A 23,660-nucleotide genomic window follows, 5' to 3' on the forward strand; every position below is an offset into this window, starting at 1 on the left:
CAATGAAAGCAGTTCAAATTGTCAATCCCTCCGAAATGAAGGTGGTTGAACTGGAAAAACCGACCGTTGGTGCCGGTGAAGTATTAGTAAGAATCAAGTATGTTGGTTTCTGTGGCTCTGATCTGAATACCTTTTTGGGGCGTAATCCAATGGTGAAGTTACCGGTAATCCCGGGACATGAGGTAGGAGCGGTGATTGAGGAGATTGGTCCGGATGTTCCGGCCGGCTTCGAAAAAGGGATGAACGTGACATTGAATCCATACACCAATTGTGGTAAATGTGCTTCTTGTCGTAATGGTCGTGTCAATGCTTGTGAGCATAATGAAACGTTAGGAGTGCAACGCAATGGAGTGATGTGCGAATATGCCGTATTACCTTGGACGAAGATTATTCCGGCTGGTAATATCTCTCCTCGCGATTGTGCGTTGATTGAGCCGATGAGTGTCGGATTCCATGCGGTATCTCGTGCGCAGGTGATCGATAATGAATATGTGATGGTTATTGGCTGCGGTATGATTGGTATCGGTGCCATTGTACGTGCTGCTTTGAGAGGGGCAACGGTCATTGCTGTCGATCTGGATGACGAGAAACTGGAACTGGCGAAAAGGGTAGGTGCTTCTTATGTGATTAACTCCAAGACAGAAAATGTACACGAACGGATGCAACAGGTAACGGAGGGCTTCGGTGCCGATGTGGTGATTGAAGCTGTCGGCAGTCCGGTCACTTATGTGATGGCGGTGGATGAAGTCGGTTTTACAGGACGGGTCGTTTGCATTGGCTATGCCAAAAGCGAAGTAGCTTTCCAAACGAAATATTTCGTTCAGAAAGAACTGGATATCCGTGGTTCCAGAAATGCGTTACCAGCCGATTTCCGTGCGGTTATTAATTATATGAAAGAAGGCAACTGTCCGGTGGAAGAACTGATTTCGAAGATTGCCAAACCGGAAGGAGCTTTGGAAGCTATGCAGGAATGGACGGCTAATCCGGGAAAAGTGTTCCGTATACTGGTTGAGTTCTGATAAGTTCTTGTAATAAGAATAGTTGTTGATGCCTGTTGTTTCGGGTATGTAATAAGTGAGAGGAGGCTGAATACAGTCTCCTCTCTTTGGGAGATAGGGTGATGTAACATGAGTAAATATAGATGTAACATTCTTCATTCGATATGTAGCATCACAAAGAAATCATGTAGCATACTTTGGGCAATATATCTGTTTGCATTTTCTATTTTTGTGATGTGGAAGATGACAAGAAACATTTTAAATAATTAGCTTTCAAATAATAGATAATGTAGCCAGTTAATAAAAAAACGATGATTATGCTGAAAACAAAAATCAACACTATTCTACTGTGTACTCTTTTTACATTGTTCTTTCCGCTATCAGCCGGAGCACAATACCGTAATCCTATTCTTTATGCTGACGTGCCCGATATGTCGGTGTGCCGCGCAGGCGATTACTTTTACATGGTTTCCACTACTATGCACCTGATGCCGGGAGCGCCTATCATGCGTTCGCCGGACATGAAACATTGGGAAACTATCAGCTACGTATTTCCTCGCATTGACGATGGTCCCCGTTATGATCTGCTCGAAGGCACTGCTTACGGGCAAGGACAATGGGCATCATCTATCCGCTATCATGACGGTAAATTCTATGTATGGTTTACAGCCAATGGCGCGCCCGGACGTGGGTTTGTTTATACTGCGACAGATCCGGCCGGTCCCTGGAAACTTCTTTCGCGTCCCCCGCATTTTCATGACGGTTCGCTTCTGTTTGATGATGACGGGCGGGTGTATCTCTTTCACAGTACGGGACAGCTTACGGAGTTGAAACCCGATTTGACCGATGTACTTCCCGGTGGCATCAATCAGCAAATATTTGAACGGGATGCTGACGAACAAGGTCTGTTGGAAGGTAGTTCCGTCATCAAGCATAATGGGAAATATTATTTGCTGATGATTTCTATGGATTGGAGTATTCCCGGCCGTCTGCGTCGTGAAGTATGCTATCGTGCCGATAAGATTACCGGACCTTACGAAAAACGTGTCATTCTTGAAACGGAGTTCGACGGGCATGGCGGTGTTGGTCAGGGATGCATCGTAGACGGGAAAAACGGTGAATGGTACGGGCTGATTTTTCAGGATCGTGGTGGCGTAGGGCGTGTGCCGTGTCTCATGCCTTGTACATGGACGGAAGATGGTTGGCCTATGCTAGGGGACAAGGATGGGCACATTCCGAATGATACCACTTTATCGTATATGTCAATGGATGGTATCTGCGGTTCGGATGATTTTTCCGCTTCCGGGCTTTCCCTCTATTGGCAGTGGAATCATAACCCCGTCGATCAGGCATGGAGCCTTACCGATCGTCCCGGATTTCTGCGTTTGAAAACCTCCCGTGTGGTAGATAACCTGTTTGTTGCTCCCAATACGTTGACTCAACGTATGGTAGGACCGAAATGCATGGGCACTGTCAGTCTCTCTCTGGGGGGGATGAAAGATGGTGACCGTGCAGGATTATCGGCTTTTAATGGTGACAGCGGTGTGCTTACGATTGAAAAGAACGGAAATAAACTGTCTCTTGTGATGAGTGAACAGAAAAGCGTGTTTGAGAAAACAAAGCGTGCCATTAGCCGTGTGGATATGACCGAACAAGCCCGTATACCTCTTAACAAAGAGCTTGTCTACTTGCGTGTGGAAGGTGACTTTACCAATGGACGGGATGAGGCTCGTTTTTCTTATAGTCTTGATGGGAAAACATGGATACCTGTCGGTCTGCCTGTCAAGATGAAATTTGACTACACCCGTATGTTCATGGGCAGTAAGTTTGCCATATTTAACTATGCTACACGTTCTGTAGGCGGTTATGTAGATGTGGACTCTTTTGATTATTCGTTCTGTGATGCGTCAATGTAACACACAAATATGTATTTGTAATCAATGAAACATTGTTTTATTGGAAAATAGGCTATTTTTGTTTCCAAATTAATCATAACTAATAAGTATAATATTATGAAAAGAGGTTGGATACCGATTATGGGTGTTTGTTTGGTGTTATCGTTTTCGGCATGTAAGCAATTGCTGCCTTACCAGGACACTTCTTTAACGGCGGAACAACGGGCGGAGGATTTGTTGCCCCGGTTGACTTTGGAAGAAAAAGTATCATTAATGCAAAATGCATCACCTGCTATCCCTCGACTGGGAATTAAAGAATATGAGTGGTGGAATGAAGCGTTGCACGGTGTGGGACGTGCCGGATTGGCTACTGTTTTTCCTCAGTCTATCGGTATGGGAGCTTCTTTTAATGATTCATTATTATATGAAGTGTTCAATGCCACTTCCGATGAGGCTCGCGTAAAATCGCGTATTTTCGGTGAAAGCGGCGTGCTGAAACGCTATCAGGGATTAACATTCTGGACACCAAATGTCAATATATTCCGTGACCCTCGTTGGGGACGCGGTCAGGAAACATACGGTGAAGACCCATATCTGACAGGACAAATGGGAATGGCTGTGGTCCGTGGCTTGCAAGGACCGGAAGATGCCAGGTATGATAAGCTGCACGCATGTGCCAAGCACTTTGCCGTTCATTCAGGACCGGAGTGGAACCGGCATAGTTTTGATGCGGAGAATATAGATCCCCGGGATTTATGGGAAACCTATCTGCCTGCTTTTAAAGATTTGGTACAGAAAGCGCATGTAAAAGAAGTGATGTGCGCCTACAATCGTTTTGAGGGAGAGCCTTGTTGTGGCAGCAATCGCCTGTTGATGCAAATATTGCGGGATGAATGGGGATACAAAGGCATTGTAGTCTCTGACTGTGGAGCGATTTCCGATTTCCATAGACCGGGAACGCATGAGACTCACCCGGATAAGGAACACGCCTCGGCAGCTGCTGTGCGGACAGGCACAGACCTTGAATGTGGAAGTGAATATGCTTCACTGGCGGATGCTGTAAAAGCCGGTTTGATTGACGAAAAAGAAATAGATATTTCATTGAAACGTTTGTTGACAGCACGTTTTGAACTGGGAGAAATGGACGAACAACCGGCTTGGTCGGAAATTCCGGCCTCTGTGCTGAATAGTAAGGAACATCAGGCATTGGCTTTGCGTATGGCTCGTGAATCATTGGTGCTCTTGCAGAATAAAAACAACATTCTGCCTCTGAATACCCATTTGAAAGTAGCCGTTATGGGACCTAATGCCAATGACTCCGTGATGCAGTGGGGAAATTATAACGGTATTTCGGCACATACGGTTACCTTATTGGAAGCTGTCCGTGCCAAACTACCGGAAGGGCAAATCATATACGAACCGGGTTGTGACCGTGTGGACGGAAAGACACTTCAAAGCCTGTTTGATGAATGTAGCATAAACGGTAAACCCGGTTTCTTGGCAGAATACTGGAATAATCGTGATCGTGAAGGGGAAGTCGTTGCTACCGATCAGATTTCCACTCCGTTCCATTTTGCGACAACAGGGGCTACTACATTTGCGCCCGGTGTGGAAATTACTAATTTCTCGGCCCGTTATGAATCAGTCTTTCGTCCTTCGCAGTCGGGTGATGTTGTTTTCCGTTTTCAATTGGACGGTGAAGTGACTCTTATTATAAATGGTGAGCAAGTGGCTCAGAAAATATATGTTAAGAATCCGACGAACCTCTATACGTTACAGGCGAAAGCTGGAAAAGAGTATCATATCGAGATTCTATTCAAACAACGGAATGAAAGGGCTACACTTGATTTTGATTTGGGCAAAGAGGTCGGGATCGACTTGAACCTCGCAGTGAAGAGAGTAATGGATGCTGATGTGATTCTTTTTGCTGGTGGAATTTCTCCAAGTCTGGAAGGTGAAGAAATGCCGGTAGAAGTTCCCGGATTTAAGGGTGGTGACCGTACGGATATTGAACTTCCGGACGTTCAACGTGATTTGTTGAAAGCTTTGAAGAAGGCTGGTAAAAAGGTTGTCTTTATCAATTATTCCGGTTCAGCTATCGGACTAGTGCCCGAAACGACTACTTGTGAAGCGATTCTGCAGGCATGGTATCCGGGACAGGCGGGTGGTACAGCTATCGTTGATGCTCTTTGGGGAGAGTATAATCCTGGTGGACGCCTGCCGGTCACTTTCTATAAGGATGTGAATCAATTGCCGGACTTTGAAGACTATTCCATGAAGGGGCGTACCTATCGATATATGCAACAGCAACCACTTTTCCCATTCGGTCATGGGCTGAGTTATACTACGTTTACTTATGGAGAAGCTAAATTGAGCAAGAATACAATCGCCAAAGGTGAAAATGTAGTATTGACTATTCCGGTAAGCAATGTCGGGCAACGTGATGGAGAAGAGGTGGTTCAGGTTTATTTGAGACGTCCGGGTGATAAGGAAGGCCCCCGTTATACCTTGCGTGCTTTCAAACGCGTTCATATTCCGGCAGGGAAAACTGAATCAGTAGCTATTCCTCTTACTGGTGTGAACTTTGAATGGTTTGATGTAGAGTCGAATACGATGCGTCCGTTGGAAGGTACTTATGAATTACTGTATGGAGGAACTTCTGATAGAAATAAGTTGAAAACGATTGTAATGAACGTACAGTAATACCGCTTTGGAATTTTGTTTATTTTTACAGATAGACAATCCGGATTTATTTATTGAATGAATAAAGAAAGAACGACCTTGTTCCTTTAAAAGGAACGGGTCGTTTCTTTTAAACCAACGGGGGCTTTCCTTTAAAGGAAAATGAATATTTGCTAATTCTTGATATTCAGCATTTTATATGATGGAAGATAAAAGTGCTGAAATAATAGGTAATGTAGTTAATTATCTTACCATTTTTCTGTTTTGAGGCTTTTTGTTACATCAGAAAAGAATCATGTTACATGTCTGTGATAAATGTAACCTGTATATAGATGCCTGTATCATGATTGTACATATATGATAAAACCGAATCGATACATTTGCAAACACTACTATGGAACAGAAAATTATAGAAAATAAAAAGTGATAATATGAGAACATTAAAATTGATTTTGTCGGGCTGGCAATCCGTGGGGCTTGTCGTATTTATTATGTTGTTTTTTAATATGGAGGTGAGTGGTAAGGGTAAAATAACGAAAAATGCTCCTGTCTTTACGCAATTTATTTATCAGGGGGAGGATGCTATTTATCAAAACAATCCTTTAAAGCCGGGTGAGTTCTATAATCCTATTTTGCAGGGTTGCTATCCCGATCCGAGTATAACGCGGAAAGGGAATGATTATTATTTAGTGTGCTCATCTTTTGCTATGTTTCCCGGGGTGCCTATTTTCCATTCTAATGATCTGGTAAACTGGAAACAAATCGGTCATGTGCTGGACAGAACGTCACAATTAAAGGTTGAAGATTGTGGTATTAGTGCTGGTGTATATGCTCCTGCTATAAGATATAATCCCAATAATGATACGTTTTATATGATAACCACTCAATTTTCCGGTGGCTTTGGAAATATGGTGGTAAAGACAAAGAATCCGGAGAATGGCTGGAGTGATCCGATCAAACTTCAATTTGAAGGCATTGATCCTTCTCTTTTCTTTGATGATAATGGCAAGGCATACGTGGTACATAATGATGCTCCTGCAAAAGCAAACGAGCGTTACTCGGGACACCGTGTCATAAAAATATGGGATTATGATGTGGAGAATGATAAAGTGGTTCCGGGAACGGACCGGATCATAGTAAACGGTGGCGTCAATATAGAAGAAAAACCGATATGGATTGAGGCTCCTCATATCTATAAGAAAGATGGACGTTATTACTTAATGTGTGCGGAAGGAGGAACCGGAGGCTGGCATAGCGAAGTCATTTTTGTAAGTGATCATCCGAAAGGACCTTATCTTCCGGCAAATAATAATCCTATTTTGACTCAACGTTATTTTCCTGCAAACCGGGCGAATAAAGTAGACTGGGCTGGTCATGCAGACTTAGTGGAGGGACCCGACGGAAAATATTATGGTGTATTTTTGGGAATACGCCCTAATGAGAAGAACAGAGTAAATACCGGACGCGAAACCTTTATTCTTCCGGTGGACTGGAGCGGAACATTTCCTGTTTTCGAAAATGGGCTTATCCCTATGAAACCTACATTGAAGATGCCTTCGGGAGTAGAGAACCAAACAGGGAAAAACGGTTATTTGCCTAGTGGCAACTTTGTCTTTAAGGATGATTTCTCCGATAAGACATTAGACCTTAGATGGATCGGTCTTAGAGGACCTCGTGAAGATTTCGTTGATATGACCGATAAAGGGTTGCGGATCATCCCTTTTACCTCAAATATCAATGAAGTGAAACCTACTTCTACCTTGTTCTACCGTCAGCAGCATAATCAATTTACAGCGGCAGCGACCATGGAGTACAAACCGAAAAATGAGAAAGATTTTGCTGGTATAACATGTTATCAGAATGAAAGATATCACTATGTCTTCGGTATTACTAAAAAGGGAAAAGACTATTACCTGATGCTGCAAAGAACCGAAAAAGGACAAGCGAGTGTCCTGGGTGAGGTGAAGATAGAAACAGAGAAACCTGTGACACTGCAAGTAGCAGCCAATGGAGATGATTATCGTTTTAATTATTCGATTGATGGCAAAAGTTTTACAAATTTAGGAGGAACCGTTTCCGGTGATATTCTTTCTACTAATGAGGCTGGTGGCTTTACAGGAGCAATGATTGGACTGTATGCAACATCTGTTGGTAATTAATTAGAAACCTTATCATTCCATAATTATGAAAATACATCATCTATTTTGGGGTATATGTTTATGCTTCAGCACAAATATTTTATTCGCACAGAACTATCAGAAAACATCGTCCGGCATCAAAACCACTGTAAATGCAGTGGATATAGAAGTACAATTCTTTGCGCCTGCTGTGGCGAGAGTAATAAAATCGCCGGAAGGGGTTGCCTATGAAAAACAGAGTCTTTCTGTAATTGCCAAACCCGAAAAGGTAAGTTTCAAGGCTGATATACAAGATAATAAGATTGTATTGAACACCAGCGAACTAAGTGTCAGTGTGGACACCGGGACGGGAATTGTTTCTTATTTCTCAAAGGATGGCAAATCCTTATTGGCAGAGAAATCCGGTATGCAGTTTATCGATTTCGATGATGCCGGGACAAAAACTTACCAGGTTTATCAACCTTTTATATTAGATAGGGAGGAAGCCATTTATGGTTTGGGACAATTGCAAAATGGAAAGATGATTCAGCGGAACATGACTAAAAATCTGATACAGGGAAATGTGGAAGATGTGTCACCTTTCTTCCAGTCTACTAAAGGATATGGTGTGTTTTGGGATAACTATTCGCCGACTCTTTTTACGGACAACGAAGTTGAAACATCTTTCCGTTCTGAAGTAGGTGACTGTGTTGACTATTATTTCATGTATGGGAAGAATGCCGATGGTGTAATAGCACAGGTACGCAGCTTGACCGGACAAGCACCGATGTTTCCTTTATGGACTTATGGTTACTGGCAAAGTAAAGAAAGATATAAGAGCCAGAAGGAAGTGGTAGACGTTGTTCGTAAATATCGTGAATTGGGTATTCCCTTGGATGGCATTATTCAGGATTGGCAATATTGGGGGCATAACTATTTGTGGAATGCGATGGATTTTCAGAATCCGACTTTCAATAATCCTCAAAAGATGATTGAGGATGTCCATGCAATGAACGCACACATGGCTATATCTATCTGGTCGTCATTCGGACCGATGACCAAGCCTTATAGAGAATTGGATAAAAAAGGGATGTTGTTTAACTTCACTACCTGGCCGCAATCGGGATTGGAGTCATGGTCCCCCAACATGGAATATCCTTCCGGTGTAAGAGTGTATGATGCTTACAATCCCGAAGCGCGTGATATTTATTGGAAATATCTGAATGATGGAATTTTCAAGTTGGGAATGGATGCCTGGTGGATGGACTCTACCGAACCCGACCATTTGGACTGGAAGCCGGAGGATATGGATACCAAAACCTATCTGGGCTCGTTCCGTAAGGTGCGCAATGCTTATCCGTTGATGACTGTCGGAGGGGTTTACGACCATCAGCGTGCAGTGACTTCGGACAAACGCGTGTTTATTTTAACCCGTTCCGGATTCTTGGGGCAGCAACGTTATGGTGTAAATGTATGGAGTGGTGATGTCGCTTCCACATGGGAGAGTTTTAGAAATCAGATTCCTGCCGGATTAAACTTTTCTTTGTGTGGTATACCTCACTGGAATAGTGATATTGGTGGCTTTTTTGCAGGACATTATAATAAAAGCTGGAATGATGATAGTGCTTCAAAAAATCCATTGTATCAGGAACTTTATGTGCGTTGGTTGCAGTTTGGAACGTTCAATCCGATGATGCGTTCTCACGGGACGGATGTTTATAGGGAAATCTATAAGTTCGGAAAGAAGGGCGAGCCTGTATATGATGCTATCGAGAAGATGATAGGTTTGCGTTACTCTCTGTTGCCTTATATTTATTCTACTTCTTGGGAGGTGAGCAATCGCCAATCGAGTTTTATGCGCGCTTTGATGATGGATTTTGTAGACGACAGAAAGGTGTGGGATATCAATGACGAATATATGTTTGGAAAATCGCTCCTTGTGGCTCCGATTGCTCATGCACAATATACGCCGGAAGCTGTGGTAAAAGTCTCCGAAGAAGAGGGATGGAACAGAGATGGAGCGAAAAAAACAAAAACTGATGTTGCTGTGGATTTCATGGAAACGAAATCTACTAACATATACTTACCGGCAGGAACGCTATGGTATGACTTTTGGACGGACGAGAAACACGAAGGCGGAAAGGAAATTACCAAAGAGACTACACTGGATGTTATTCCATTGTATGTAAAAGCGGGTAGTATTATTCCTGTCGGTCCACAAGTTCAGTATGCCACTGAAAAACCGTGGGATCATCTTGAATTGAAGGTGTATGCGGGTGCGAATGGAAACTTCATTTTATATGAAGATGAATTTGATAATTACAATTACGAAAAAGGAGCTTATACGGAAATTCCAATCTCTTGGAATAATGCATCTCGTAAATTGACGATAGGGGCAAGAAAAGGTGCGTATGAGGGAATGTTGAAGAACCGTAAGTTTACTGTAACTCTTCAGGACGGGACTCAAAAAAACGTCGATTATAATGGGAAAGCGATTTCTGTAAGGTTTTGATTGTAATAGAATGTGTGATTATGTCAGTAGAAAAGAATCTGAAAAGTAGGAATATGATGAAGTTTTTTATAGTAATGGCTATGCTATTGGGGAGTAGCGTTACAAGTGCAGAAAATAAACAGATAACAAGTCCTGATGGAAAGCTGGTAGTGACAGTCTCAGATATGGATGGAAGACCTTCTTATTCTGTTAGTTATGACAATGTTCTCTTTTTGAAGCCATCTCCATTGGGGATGATTGCAAATATAGGAGATTTTTCATCGGGGATGTCGCTGGAAAAGAATGTTTCAACCAATAAAATAGATGAAACATACGAGTTGGCTTCTATTAAAAAGAGCAAGGTTCGTTATGTGGCCAATGAAGCTGTATTTTCGTTTACACAACAAGGGAAAACAATTTATGATGTTATATTCCGCATAAGTAATAACGATGTTGCTTTTAAATATAGGATGTATCCGCAAGGTGAGACACTAAGTTGCGTGATTAAGAAAGAAGCTACAGGATTTGCGTTTCCTGACGGAACCACCACTTTTCTTTGTCCGCAAAGTAAACCGATGGGAGGATTTGCCCGTACTTCTCCAAGTTATGAGACGTCTTATACGGCAGATGATGCCGCAGGGAAGAATGGTTGGGGAGAAGGATACACATTTCCCTGTCTATTCCGTAATGGAGATAACGGTTGGGCGCTTGTTTCCGAAACGGGAGTAAATGGCGGATATTGCGCAAGCCGTCTGTTGGGACACAAAGAAGGGGTGTATACCATTGGATTTCCGCAAGAAGGTGAAGCAAATGGGAATGGTACGGTTTCTCCGGGGATAGCGTTGCCGGGCGAGACGCCTTGGCGTACTATTACTGTGGGCAAGACTTTGGCTCCAATAGTGGAGACAACCGTTCCTTTTGATGTTGTAAAACCGCTTTATCAGGCAAAAGGAGAGTTTACGTATGGCAGGGGTTCATGGAGCTGGATTATCGGTATGGATGGAAGTACTAATTATAAAGAGCAACTTCGGTATATTGATTTCTCGGCAGCAATGGGGTATCAATCTGTGTTGGTGGATGCCTTGTGGGATAAACAAATAGGACGTGATAAAATTGAAGAATTGGCTAAATATGGGAAGGACAAAGGGGTAGCTCTTTATTTGTGGTATAATTCGAATGGGTATTGGAATGATGCTCCGCAAACTCCGAGAGGTATGATGGATAATGCGATAGCCCGACGTAAGGAGATGAAATGGATGCAAAGCATTGGCATCCGTGGAATAAAAGTGGACTTTTTCGGAGGCGACAAGCAAATGACTATGCAGTTGTATGAGGATATCTTGTCGGATGCAAACGAGTACGGACTTTTAGTTATTTTCCATGGATGTACTTTGCCTCGTGGCTGGGAACGTATGTATCCTAACTTCGCAGCGAGTGAGGCTGTATTGGCTAGTGAAAATCTTCATTTCTCTCAAGGCAGTTGTGATAATGAGGCCTTTAATGCCACCCTGCATCCGTTTATCCGTAACACGGTAGGTAGCATGGATTTCGGCGGTAGTGCATTGAACAAATATTATAATGCGGATAATGCTCCACGGGGAAGCCGGCGGGTGACATCAGATGTCTACGCACTGGCTACGGCGGTGCTATTTCAGAGTCCGGTACAGCATTTCGCTTTGGCACCGAATAACCTGACCGATGCTCCGTCGTGGGCAATTGATTTTATGAAAGAGGTTCCAACTACTTGGGACGAGGTACGTTTCATTGACGGTTATCCTGGTAAATACGTCATTCTTGCCCGTCGTCATGGCGACAAATGGTATATTGCCGGAGTAAATGCGCAGAAGGAAACACTGAAACTTAAAGTTAATTTGCCGATGTTCTCTAATGGAGAAAAGGTGAGACTGTTTAGTGATGATAAGGCATTGCAGGGTAGCGTAAAACAAATAGAAATAGGAAAGAAACAAGAATTGCAATTGACTATTCCTTGCAATGGTGGAGTATTAATAACCAAATAACCATTTAAAATAAAAGAATATGAGAAACTTAAAATTTTTAGGCGTATCGTTTTTGTTGGCAATCACTGCCGCTACTTCAGGAACTGCACAAAATCCTATTATACAAACAAAATACACTGCCGATCCGGCTCCGATGGTATATAACGATACCGTTTTCCTTTATACAACTCATGATGAGGATGATGCCGAAGGATTCAAAATGTTGGACTGGTTACTTTATACTTCCACCGATATGGTCAATTGGACCGATCATGGAGCGGTCGCTTCTCTGAAGAGTTTTGATTGGGTGAAACGTGATAACGGTGCCTGGGCAGAACAAGTCATCGAACGTAATGGCAAATTTTATATGTATTGTCCGATTCACGGTAATGGTATTGGCGTATTGGTATCCGACTCTCCTTACGGTCCTTTTAAAGACCCATTGAACAAACCGTTGGTTTGGCAAAAGGAGCATTGGTATGACATTGACCCGACCGTATTTATTGATGATGACGGACAAGCGTATATGTATTGGGGCAATCCGAATGTTTATTATGTGAAACTGAATGAGGATATGATTTCATATTCGGGGGAAATTGTACAAGTGGAAAATAAACCGGAACATTACCAGGAAGGTCCGTGGGTGTATAAACGGAACGGGCATTATTACATGGCTTTCGCTTCAACTTGTTGTCCGGAAGGGATTGGCTATGCCATGAGCGACAAAGCTACCGGACCATGGAGTACAAAAGGATATATTATGCGTCCAACAGAGCGGAGTAGAGGAAATCATCCTGGAATTATCGATTATAAAGGTAGCTCTTATGTATTTGGCCTAAATTATGATTTGCTTCATTTGGAAACATTGGATCATAAGGAACGTCGTTCCACGTCTGTTGCAAAAATGCATTATAATCCGGATGGAACTATTCAGGAAGTTCCTTATTGGCAGGAGACGAAACTGGAACAGATTGAAAACTTTAATCCTTACCGTAGAGTGGAAGCTGAAACGATGGCTTGGGGATATGGTCTTAAAGCTGAAAATCATAAGAATGGTGGTTTGTATATAACCGATATCGATAATAATGAATATCTGTGTGTGCGTGGTGTCGACTTTGGCAAGAAAGGAGCAAAGAAATTCAGTGTAAGCGCAGCTTGTGTTGAAAAAGGCGGAATGATAGAAATTCGTCTGGATAGCACTGAAGGGCCGGTAATAGGTAGTGTCAGTATATCACCGACAGGAGGACTGGATATATATAAACAGATGTCATGCCGGATAAAGAATGCAAAGGGTGTACATGATCTTTATTTCTGCTTTAAAGGAGAGAAAGGAAACAAACTTTTCAATCTGGATTATTGGGAATTTGAATAGCTTTTATTCAAAAAAAATAAGATTGTAATGTGCTTATAATCAGTGTAATTGTTTGGACGTGCTACAAGGGGAAAGATAGATGTAACATTGAAAATGAAGATGTTATTTAGGAAAAGAAGCCCGTAACATAATTATGTTTGTAGTTTTATGAACTGGCATATCTTTGCAGAAAAGATCAGTAATTCATATTTGATTATAAAGAAAATAAGAAGTATTATGAAGAATACACAGGTAATACAATTAATGTCAATCGTCTGGCTCTCCATATTTATGCTGGGGATAACAATGATGTCATGTAGCTCAAAGAAAGAACAACAATTACCGGCTATTGGAAAATCTGTGGCCCTCTTTGATTATTTTTCTTATAAGGGAAATGATGATTTTTATATTTCCAATCCTCTGTCAGGTGAAGACTATTTCTATAATCCTATTTTGCCGGGATGGTATTCTGATCCTAGTGTTTGTACAAATGGAGAAGGTGATTATTTCCTAGTAACATCTACATTCACTTATTTTCCCGGTGTTCCTATTTTTCACAGCAAAGACTTGGTGAATTGGAAACAGATAGGGCATGTGTTGAACCGTGCTTCGCAATTAGTGAATATGGAAGGACAGAAAGTGAGTGGCGGTATTTTTGCTCCGGCTATTTCTTATAATCCGTATAACAAGACATATTATATGGTAACAACCAATGTCGGAGCCGGAAATTTCTTTGTTAAGACGCAAGACCCGTTTGGTGAATGGTCGGAACCCATCATGTTGCCGGAGGTCGGAGGTATTGATCCTTCTTTCTTTTTTGATGAAGATGGTAAGGCATATATTGTTAATAATGATGAGGCTCCGGATAATAAACCTGAATATAGCGGACACCGTACTATACGCATACAAGAGTTTGATGTGAAAACAGATAAGACGATCGGTTCCCGTAAAATTCTTGTAAACAAAGGAGCTCAACCGGCAGACAAACCAATTTGGATAGAAGGTCCTCATTTATATAAGATAAATGGAAAGTACTTCTTGATGTCCGCCGAAGGTGGAACGGGAAACTGGCATTCGGAAGTGATTTTCCGTGGTGATTCTCCGATGGGTAAGTTTCTTCCATGGAAAAACAATCCGATTCTGACGCAAAGACATTTGAATTCTGACCGTCCTAATTCGGTAACCTGTGCTGGTCATGCAGACTTGATTCAAACAAAAGAGGGAGATTGGTGGGCTGTTTTTCTGGCTTGTCGCCCTATTAATAATCAGTTTGAGAATTTGGGACGTGAAACATTTATGATGCCGGTGAAATGGAGTGAAGACGGATTCCCGTACATGACACAAGGAGATGATTTAGTACCTATGATTGTAAAACGTGAAGGTGCGAAACGCGATACGACAGTTACTTATGGTAATTTCGAGTTAATAGAGAACTTTGATTCTCCTGTACTTGATATGCCATGGATGACTTTAAGAGCTTCTGCTTCCGATTTATATTCATTGACGGAAACACCCGGATACCTGACCTTGAAGTGTGCAGATATTAGCGCTACGGAAAAGAAAACTCCGGCATTTGTTTCTCGTCGGTTACAACATCATAAATTTGAATGTGCTACCCGTATGTTGTTCAATCCTTCTAACGATAAGGAAACAGCCGGAATGTTATTGTTTAAAGATGAGACGCATCAATATTTCTTCTGCTTGAATAAAGTGGGTGAGAATAAAAATATTTCTCTGAAACAAATCGGTGAAAAGGAACAGACATTGGCTTCAGATGAAATAGACGCAGATACAAATGAAGTATATTTGAAATTAGTATCTCAAGGAATTGGTTACGATTTCTATTATTCTATTGATGGTGAAAAAAGCTGGAAACTGCTTTGTAAAGATGTAGCCCCCAGTTATCTCTCTACTACAACGGCTGGTGGATTTACCGGTACTACAATTGGATTATACGCTACTTGCAAATAATTATTTTTTTTATATAAATATAATGCTAGTAATTATGGGTGATATTTATAATGATGGCTAACGCACTTAAAAAAAGAATGATGATTAGAAAACAATGTAGTTAATTAACATCTTAAACTAATGGTAATGAAAAATGTAACGAAGAAAATTCAAAAGATTCCTTACTTGTTTCTCCTTATGTTGTTTAGTTTTGTAACAGCATCAGCACAGAAAGGGATAACGGTGAGGGGAACGGTTCTTGACAGTAATGGTGAGACAATCATTGGAGCCTCAGTAGTTTTAAAGGGTAATAATTCAATAGGTACGATTTCAGATATAGATGGAAATTTTGTATTGACCGTACCCAATGAGAAGTCTACCCTTATTGTTTCGTATGTAGGAATGAAACCACAGGAGGTAAAAGTGGTTTCCAAAGGTCTTTTTAAAGTGGTGTTGGAAGATGATACTAAACAACTGGAAGAAGTAGTAGTTGTAGGTTACGGACAACAGAAGAAAGCGAGTGTGGTAGGTGCTATCACGCAGACCACTGGAAAAGTTTTGGAACGGGCGGCTGGTATTTCTGATATTGGTGCGGCGTTAACCGGTAACCTGCCGGGGGTTATAACGACTCAAAGTTCCGGTATGCCAGGTGAAGAAGAACCGAAAATCACAATACGTGGGACTAGTTCATGGAATAATAGTGACCCGTTGGTACTGGTGGATGGCATAGAACGTCCGATGAGCAGTGTGGATATTGCTTCTGTACAATCTATTTCTGTCTTGAAGGATGCTTCTGCAACTGCTGTTTATGGTGTGAAAGGTGCAAATGGTGTCATTTTGGTAACGACTAAACGCGGAACTGAGGGAGCTGCCCAAATAAACATAGCAGCCAATGCCACGATGAAGATACCTTCCAAGCTTCCTAACAAGTTGGATTCTTATGATGCTTTGATGGCACGCAATATGGCTATTGAGCATGAGTTGAGCTTGTATCCGGATTCATGGTCGTACATAAAGCCGCAGTCAATAATTAATAAGTATCGTAATCCGGCAAATTTGGAAGAAGCGGAACGCTATCCGAATGTGGACTGGCAGGATGTATTGTTCAAAGACTATGCGATGTCCTACAATGCAAATGTGAATGTCAGCGGTGGAACTCGGTTTGTAAAATATTTCGCTTCTGTCGATTATGTGCATGAGGGGGACTTGTTCGATGTATTTGATAATGGGCGTGATTATAATTCCGGTTATGGATATGACAGAATTAATGTACGTAGTAATCTGGATTTTCAGATAACCAAGAGTACTGTTTTTAAGGTTAATGTAGCGGGCTCTAATGGATACAAGAAAACTCCTTATAATAATTCCAATTATGATAGCTCGGCCGACTGGTCGATTGCCCAGCAGTGGGCGGGGGCGTATAATATTGCTCCGGATGTATTTCTTCCAAAATATTCGGATGGTTCATGGGGATATTATCCGAATATTTCGAATGTTACCAATTCTGCAGAAAATGTTTCATTGGGAGGTACGATGACTACCACTACTACACAGATAACAACTGACTTTGCATTGGAACAGGATTTGAGCTTTATAACGAAAGGATTGAGTGCAAGGGCTATGGTTTCTTGGGATAATACTTTTGTAGAATGGAAGCGCGGTATCAATGACCTATATAACGACGCACAACATAAATGGATTAATCCGGATACAGGGGAGGTCAGTTATAAAAAGTCGTATGACAACAATACAGGTTTTGATTTTATGCAGGGTGTAATGTGGAATACGGAAGGTGGTGAAGTCAAGAATTGGGCGACACAGCGTAACCTTAATTATCAGGCACAGTTAAATTGGGCCCGTAGTTTTGGAAAGCATAATGTTACCCTTATGGGATTGTTCAGTCGTCAAGAAACGGCTACAGGAAGTGAAATTCCTCACTATCGTGAAGACTGGGCATTCCGTACTACTTATAATTGGGCGGATAGGTATTTTATTGAATATAATGGTGCTTATAATGGTTCCGAGAAGTTCAGCAAAGAAAATCGTTTTGCATTCTTTAATTCCGGTGCTATCGGATGGATGGTTAGTGAAGAACCGTTTATGAAATTCTTGAAAGAACGCAGAATTTTGGATATGTTGAAAATTCGTGCTTCTTATGGTGAAATCGGTGATGATAATGTAAAAACACGTTGGTTGTATATGAACCAATGGGCTTACGGCGGAACCTCGTCTTTGGATGTAGATCGTGGTGAAAGTCCATATACTTGGTATCGTGAATCAGCAGTAGGTAATTCTGATGTGCATTGGGAGAAAGTAAAGAAATTGAATTTTGGTATTGATTACTCTTTTTTGGATGGTTTGTTTGCAGGTAGCGTGGAAGTCTTTCGTGATAAACGTACTGATATTCTGGTGGGTGGAAGCGATCGGGCTATTCCTTCTTATTTTGGTACTACAGCAGTTACTGCTAACTTAGGTAAGGTTAGAACCAAAGGTTATGAGTTGGAACTTCGTATCAACAAGACATTTTCCAATAAGATGCGCGTTTGGGCTAATATGAGCATGACCCATGCGGAAAATAAGATACTTGAAAAAGACGATGCTCCATTGTTGGCTGGGTATCAAAAGGTGGCTGGTTATGCCATTGGTCAGAATAAGGCATATATTGATAATGGATATTTGAATTCTTATGACGATGTGATTGGTAGCCCGCAGCATGATACAAACAATTCACAACGTCTTCCCGGAGACTATTATATTGTCGATTTCAATGGGGATGGTGTCGTCGACAGCAAGGACCAAGCTCCTTACGGTTACTCTGATACTCCACAGAATACATATAATGCTACTCTTGGCTTTGAGTGGAAGGGATTTAGTGCTTTTGTTCAGTTCTATGGTGTAAACAATGTGACTCGTGTCGTTCAGTTGACCAGTTTTGGCAGTCAGATGAATACGGTGTATGACCAGGGTAGCTGGTGGTCTGAGGCTGGCGATGCGGCCGATGTTGTAACTCCGCGCTGGTTGTCAAAGGTGAGCGGTTACAGTAATGGTACGCAATACTATTATGACGGTTCTTATATTCGTCTGAAAAATGCAGAGATAGCCTATACCTTTACAGATGGATGGGTGCGAAAACTCGGGGTGAAAAATTTGAAGATTTACTTAAATGGAAACAACTTATGGGTATGGTCTAAGATGCCGGACGACCGTGAATCGAATTTTGCAGGTTCGGGTAATCAAGGGGCGTATCCTACGGTGAAACGTTTCAACTTAGGTGTTAAATTTACATTATAATCAAAGTACTATGAGAAAAATATATAGAACTCTTTTATGCGGTAGCTTATTGCTCTTCTCGTTGGGATTTTCATCTTGTGAGGACTATCTAGACAAGGAAGCTGACTCTACTGTATCTGAAGAAGAAGCATTTAAGAACTTTAGGAATTTTCAGGGGTTTATCGAGGAAATATACAACTGTATTCCTGATAAGGAGAAGAACAATTATACTACTTCCTGGAACTGGGGAGATGATGAAATATTCAACCCGGAAGGTGACAGCCACATGACGCATCAGGTCGATTTGGGTAACTTCCGTGCATGGTCTACCAATAATCAATGCTGGCTCTATCGTACCGGCAGTGATCCTACGGCTACTTATCATCCGAACAGTGACGGCAATGCTAAGTTTAAACATTCACTGTGGCCACATGCATGGTATTGTATACGTAAGGCTAACATCGGTATCGCTAATCTAGAAAGGTTAACGGAAGCTACGGATGAGGAGAAAAAACTGATTGCCGGTCAGCTTTATTTTTTCCGCGCATGGTGGCACTTTGAAATGATGCAATATTTTGGTGGCTTGCCTTATATTGATACAGTCTTATCTGCTACAGAGAAAATGTCTTTGCCACGTCTGAGTTATCAGGAATGTGCAGATAAAGCAGCAGTCGATTTCCGTATGGCAGCGGATTTGCTTCCTATTAATTGGGATAACACAACTGTTGGCAAACAAACCGCGGGTAAGAATGATTTGCGTATCAACAAGATTATGGCATTAGGCTATCTGGGCAAGAATTATCTTTGGGCTGCCAGTCCTCTGATGGAACATGGTGCGCAGCTAGGTGGAAGCAATACTTACAATTACAATACAGAATATGCAAAAAAAGCAGCAGAGGCATTCGGAGAGTTACTGACACTTGTCGAAAGCGGGCAGACGCAATATGCATTGGCGCAGTTTGATTATAGTGATATTTATAATCATACCAAATCGGCATCTGCTTCTAATAGTTATTCTGAAATATTCTATACTACTGGTCAGAACTGGAAAATGCCGGGTACTACAGAAGCTATTTTCCGTGGTCCGTCCGAAGACTTCAACGGTAGTAACTGGAATATGACCAAGTTGTGGGGACCTAAAATTTATGGTTTGGTTGAACATGATAATATCATCCACCAACCTACTGCCAACTATGTGAATTTATATGGTATGGAGAACGGTTTGCCATTGAGTGAAGATGAAACAAAATCCGGTTTTAGAAAGAATTTTCCATTTAGAAATCGTGATGCCCGTTTTTATCATGACATAGTGTTTGACGGATTCCATTATGTCAATGCAGCTATTCCTGAAGCAGACAAGGAATTCTTACGCTATTGCACTCTGTATACGGGCGGAGCTATGAGAGCCGTGGCCAATGCTAGCCGTACCGGCTATTTCATCCAGAAATTAGTACCGCATCAGGCTAATAAATATGACGGACTCTATAATTGGTCGGGTAACCTGCATACATATTTACCTTACATGCGTTTGGCGGATATTTATCTGATGTATGCTGAGGCTTGTGCGGCAGTAGACGGTGCTGCAGGTAAATCTACGAATTTTGGTAAAACGGCTGAAGATGCGATCAATACTTTGCGTAAACGTGCAGGAGTAGGCCCTGTTGGTGGAGGGGAACCGGGTGATGAAAAAGGTACTCTTTGTCCGGAATATATTTCCAATTCCCAGAAATTTATGGATGAAGTTCGTCGTGAACGTGCTGTCGAGTTGTCTTTTGAAGGTTTCCGCTTTAACGATTTGCAGCGTTGGTTGCTGCTGACCGAAGAGCCCTATACTATTAAGACTTCACAAGAATTCGAACGTGTAGAGAATGAAGACTTTTATAAGAATAATGATCCGGCAGAGGCAGAAGTGAGAAACTTCCGTGAGGAGACTATTTTGAAACGGGTATTTGGAACGAAGCATTACTGGTTCCCCTTATTGGATAATGACGTGTATCTGTATGCTGAATTCCCGCAGAATCCGGGATGGTAATCCCTTATGGTTACTGAATGTATAATTATAAATGAATAAACAATGAAACATATATATAGAAGATTCATTCTCAGTGCAGTGCTTGTTTTTCCGGTTGTTATTTCTGCCGGTGCACAAGAGTTGGCAGGGGATAATGCAAGTTCGCTGCAAAACGATTCGTTGGTGCAGGTGGCTTTCCGAAAGGTTTCTCAGAACAATTTATTAGGAGGTGCCTCAGTAGTAAATGTAGAGGAATTGACGAAGAAAAATTACAATACATGGAGCTTGACCGATATGCAGGGATATGTCGGTGGTTATAATGGTAACTCATTGTGGGGAATGGATGAAAAGCTGATATTGGTGGACGGGGTACCTCGCAATATTGATTATATTTCTCCTACGGAAATCAGCCAAATAACCTTTTTGAAAGGTGCGCAAGCTGTGGTGCTCTATGGAAGTCGTGCGGCTAAAGGAGTAATTATGATTACAACTAAAAGAGGTAAGAGTACGGATCTTCAAGTAGATGTACGCGCCAATACAGGGTTTTATGTCGCAAAGAGTTACCCCGAATATTTAGGTTCGGCCGAATACATGACTCTTTATAATGAAGCACGTGCCAATGACGGGCTCGGTGCTCTCTATAGTGCGGAGGATATTTACCATTATGGATCCGGTGAGAATCCTTATCGTTATGCTAATGTGAATATGTATTCGTCGGACTATATCAAGAAGGCATATAATCGTTCGGATGTTACAGCCGAAATTTCGGGTGGCAATCATCGTGCCCATTTTTATACGAATATAAATTATCTTCGTTCCAATGACGTTTTCAAAATCGGTGAAGCGAAGCATAATGGGACCAATGGTTTAAATATTCGCGGTAACGTAGATTTGACATTGAATGACTTTATTACAGCTTATGTGAATGCTAAAGTATCTTTCTATTCACGTCGTAGTGCCAATGGGTCTTATTATTGGAGTGCGGCATCTACATTGCGTCCCAATCGTATTTCTCCGTTGATTCCGTTGAGTTATATTGATGCAAATGCAGCCAGTGCATGGGATTTGGTGGCGAATAGCAATAATATAGTTGATGGAAAATACTTTTTGGCAGGAACACAATCTGATATGACAAATGTATTTGGCGATTATTATGCTTCAGGTTATAGCAAAGCAACAGATCGTTCGTTCCAGTTTGATGCGGGAGTGAACATTGGTTTGGACAAGGTGTTGAAAGGACTCTCTTTTCATACTCGGTTTTCTGTAGATTACTCTACTGCTTATATTACTTCTTATAATAACAGCTATGCCACATATGCGCCTACCTGGTCTAATAATGGCGGGAAAGATATTATTGTCGGTTTGACAAAATACAATGAGGACAAGAAGTCCGGTGTGCAGAATATCAGCGGCAGTTCGGATAACCAGACTGTTTTATTCTCCGGCCAGTTCGATTACGAAAACACTTTTAATGATGATCATCATTTGGCTGCCATGTTAATAGCCTCTGGTTATCAACAAAGTTATTCAGGAGAATATCATAAGACAAGCAATGTAAATTTGGGCATGCAGTTGGGATATAACTTCCGCAATAAATATTATGCCGATTTTGGTGGGGCTGTTATACATTCTGCAAAGTTGGCTCCGGGACATCGTAATGCTTTCTCACCTTCTTTGACATTGGGCTGGAAATTATCAAACGAGAGCTTTCTGGAAAATTCTCCGGTAGTGGACGAACTGATGTTGAGTGTGTCCGGTAGTATCTTGAATACGGATTTGGGAATTGACAACTATTATATGTATGATGGTTATTACAACCAGTCGGACGGTGCATGGTGGGGATGGCGCGAGAGTGTATCCCTACACTCTACTAACTCCAAACAAGGGGCGAATGAAGACTTGAGCTTTATCAAGCGTAAAGAGCTTTCAGTTAATCTGAAAACTTCTTTATGGAACCGGATGATAACAGCGGATGCATCTTTCTTTGTTAATTCAATCGAAGGTAAAATCGTGACTTCTACTACTCAGTATCCGGAGTATTTCTTCACTTATTATCCGACTGCTTCGTTTCGTCCGTACATCAACTACGATAATGACCGTCGCATGGGATTTGATTTCAACGTAAACTACAACAAACGTTTCGGCAAGGTTGATTTTACAGCGGGCGTTACCGGAACTTACTATACAACGAAAGCTACCAAGCGGGATGAATTGTATCAGGATAAATACCAATACCGTAAAGGATATGCTGTTGACGGTATTTGGGGATTACAGTGCATCGGATTCTTCAAGGATGAGCAGGACATCATCGATTCTCCAGAACAGCGTCTTGGCGGTACAATAAGACCGGGTGATTTGAAGTATGTAGATCAGAATAATGACGGTATAATTGATGATAAAGATCAGGTTTATCTGGCTCGTGGAGGTTGGTATGGAGCTCCCTTGGCGTTGGGTATAAACTTGACTGCTAAATGGAAAGGATTAACTTTCTTTGTATTGGGTACAGGTGAGTTTGGCGGACATGCCATGAAAAACAACGAGTCTTATTATTGGATATCCGGTGAAGATAAATACTCGGCAGTAGTCCGGGGGCGTTGGACTCCGGAAACGGCAGCAACAGCTACTTATCCGCGTCTGACTACAGAAAGTGGAACTAATAACTTTTATTCTTCCGACTTCTGGATGTATAAGACGGATGCTTTCCGTTTGGCAAAAATACAGGTCACGTATGACCTGCCTTCCAAGTGGTTTAAGAATAGTTTTGTTCATGGAGTATCCGCATATATCAGCGGTTCTGATTTGCTCACAATATCCAAGGAACGCAAGGCGCTGGAATTGAATGTTGGCTCCAGCCCGCAATGCCGCTTCTATAATTTAGGTGTGACTGCAACTTTCTAA

Annotated in this window: 11 protein-coding genes; all 11 read left to right on the forward strand. The window is 41.8% G+C overall.

Going from position 1 to position 23,660, the window contains the following annotated elements:
- The first annotated feature begins 2 nt into the window (after positions 1-2).
- The 11 genes from KQP79_RS10005 (at position 3) to KQP79_RS10055 (ending at position 23,660) form a co-directional block, all read left to right on the forward strand.
- Complete coding sequence (locus tag KQP79_RS10005; protein WP_004309620.1) at positions 3-1,019, forward strand: zinc-binding alcohol dehydrogenase family protein; 1,017 nt, start codon at positions 3-5, stop codon at positions 1,017-1,019.
- A 296-nt stretch (positions 1,020-1,315) separates the two neighbouring features.
- Positions 1,316-2,914: a glycoside hydrolase 43 family protein gene (locus KQP79_RS10010; protein WP_061448011.1), complete on the forward strand. Its 1,599-nt coding sequence runs from the start codon at positions 1,316-1,318 to the stop codon at positions 2,912-2,914.
- 96 nt (positions 2,915-3,010) lie between these two features.
- Complete coding sequence (gene xyl3A / locus KQP79_RS10015) at positions 3,011-5,596, forward strand: xylan 1,4-beta-xylosidase (RefSeq protein ID WP_061447965.1); 2,586 nt, start codon at positions 3,011-3,013, stop codon at positions 5,594-5,596.
- Positions 5,597-6,006: 410 nt separating this feature from the next.
- The gene (locus tag KQP79_RS10020; protein WP_061447966.1) at positions 6,007-7,734 is read left to right on the forward strand and encodes a glycoside hydrolase family 43 protein; all 1,728 of its coding nucleotides are present in this window, start codon (positions 6,007-6,009) and stop codon (positions 7,732-7,734) included.
- A 25-nt stretch (positions 7,735-7,759) separates the two neighbouring features.
- Positions 7,760-10,204 (forward strand): TIM-barrel domain-containing protein, encoded by a 2,445-nt coding sequence (locus tag KQP79_RS10025; protein WP_234120582.1) that lies wholly within the window; start codon positions 7,760-7,762, stop codon positions 10,202-10,204.
- Between the two features lie 20 nt (positions 10,205-10,224).
- Complete coding sequence (locus KQP79_RS10030) at positions 10,225-12,201, forward strand: glycoside hydrolase family 97 protein (RefSeq protein WP_061447968.1); 1,977 nt, start codon at positions 10,225-10,227, stop codon at positions 12,199-12,201.
- A gap of 19 nt (positions 12,202-12,220) precedes the next feature.
- On the forward strand, positions 12,221-13,552 hold the full coding sequence (locus KQP79_RS10035) for a glycoside hydrolase family 43 protein (protein WP_138343225.1): 1,332 nt from the start codon (positions 12,221-12,223) through the stop codon (positions 13,550-13,552).
- A gap of 216 nt (positions 13,553-13,768) precedes the next feature.
- On the forward strand, positions 13,769-15,502 hold the full coding sequence (locus KQP79_RS10040) for a glycoside hydrolase family 43 protein (RefSeq protein WP_049702278.1): 1,734 nt from the start codon (positions 13,769-13,771) through the stop codon (positions 15,500-15,502).
- Positions 15,503-15,622: 120 nt separating this feature from the next.
- Complete coding sequence (locus KQP79_RS10045; protein WP_008024353.1) at positions 15,623-18,772, forward strand: SusC/RagA family TonB-linked outer membrane protein; 3,150 nt, start codon at positions 15,623-15,625, stop codon at positions 18,770-18,772.
- A gap of 10 nt (positions 18,773-18,782) precedes the next feature.
- Positions 18,783-20,783, forward strand: coding sequence for a RagB/SusD family nutrient uptake outer membrane protein (locus KQP79_RS10050; RefSeq protein WP_004324534.1), 2,001 nt, complete (start codon positions 18,783-18,785; stop codon positions 20,781-20,783).
- 42 nt (positions 20,784-20,825) lie between these two features.
- Positions 20,826-23,660 carry a SusC/RagA family TonB-linked outer membrane protein gene (locus KQP79_RS10055; protein ID WP_049701721.1) on the forward strand — a complete coding sequence of 945 codons (2,835 nt, stop codon included), beginning with the start codon at positions 20,826-20,828 and terminating at the stop codon, positions 23,658-23,660.

The sequence above is a fragment of the Bacteroides sp. DH3716P genome (assembly GCF_025914115.1).
Classification (GTDB): Bacteria; Bacteroidota; Bacteroidia; order Bacteroidales; family Bacteroidaceae; genus Bacteroides; species Bacteroides ovatus.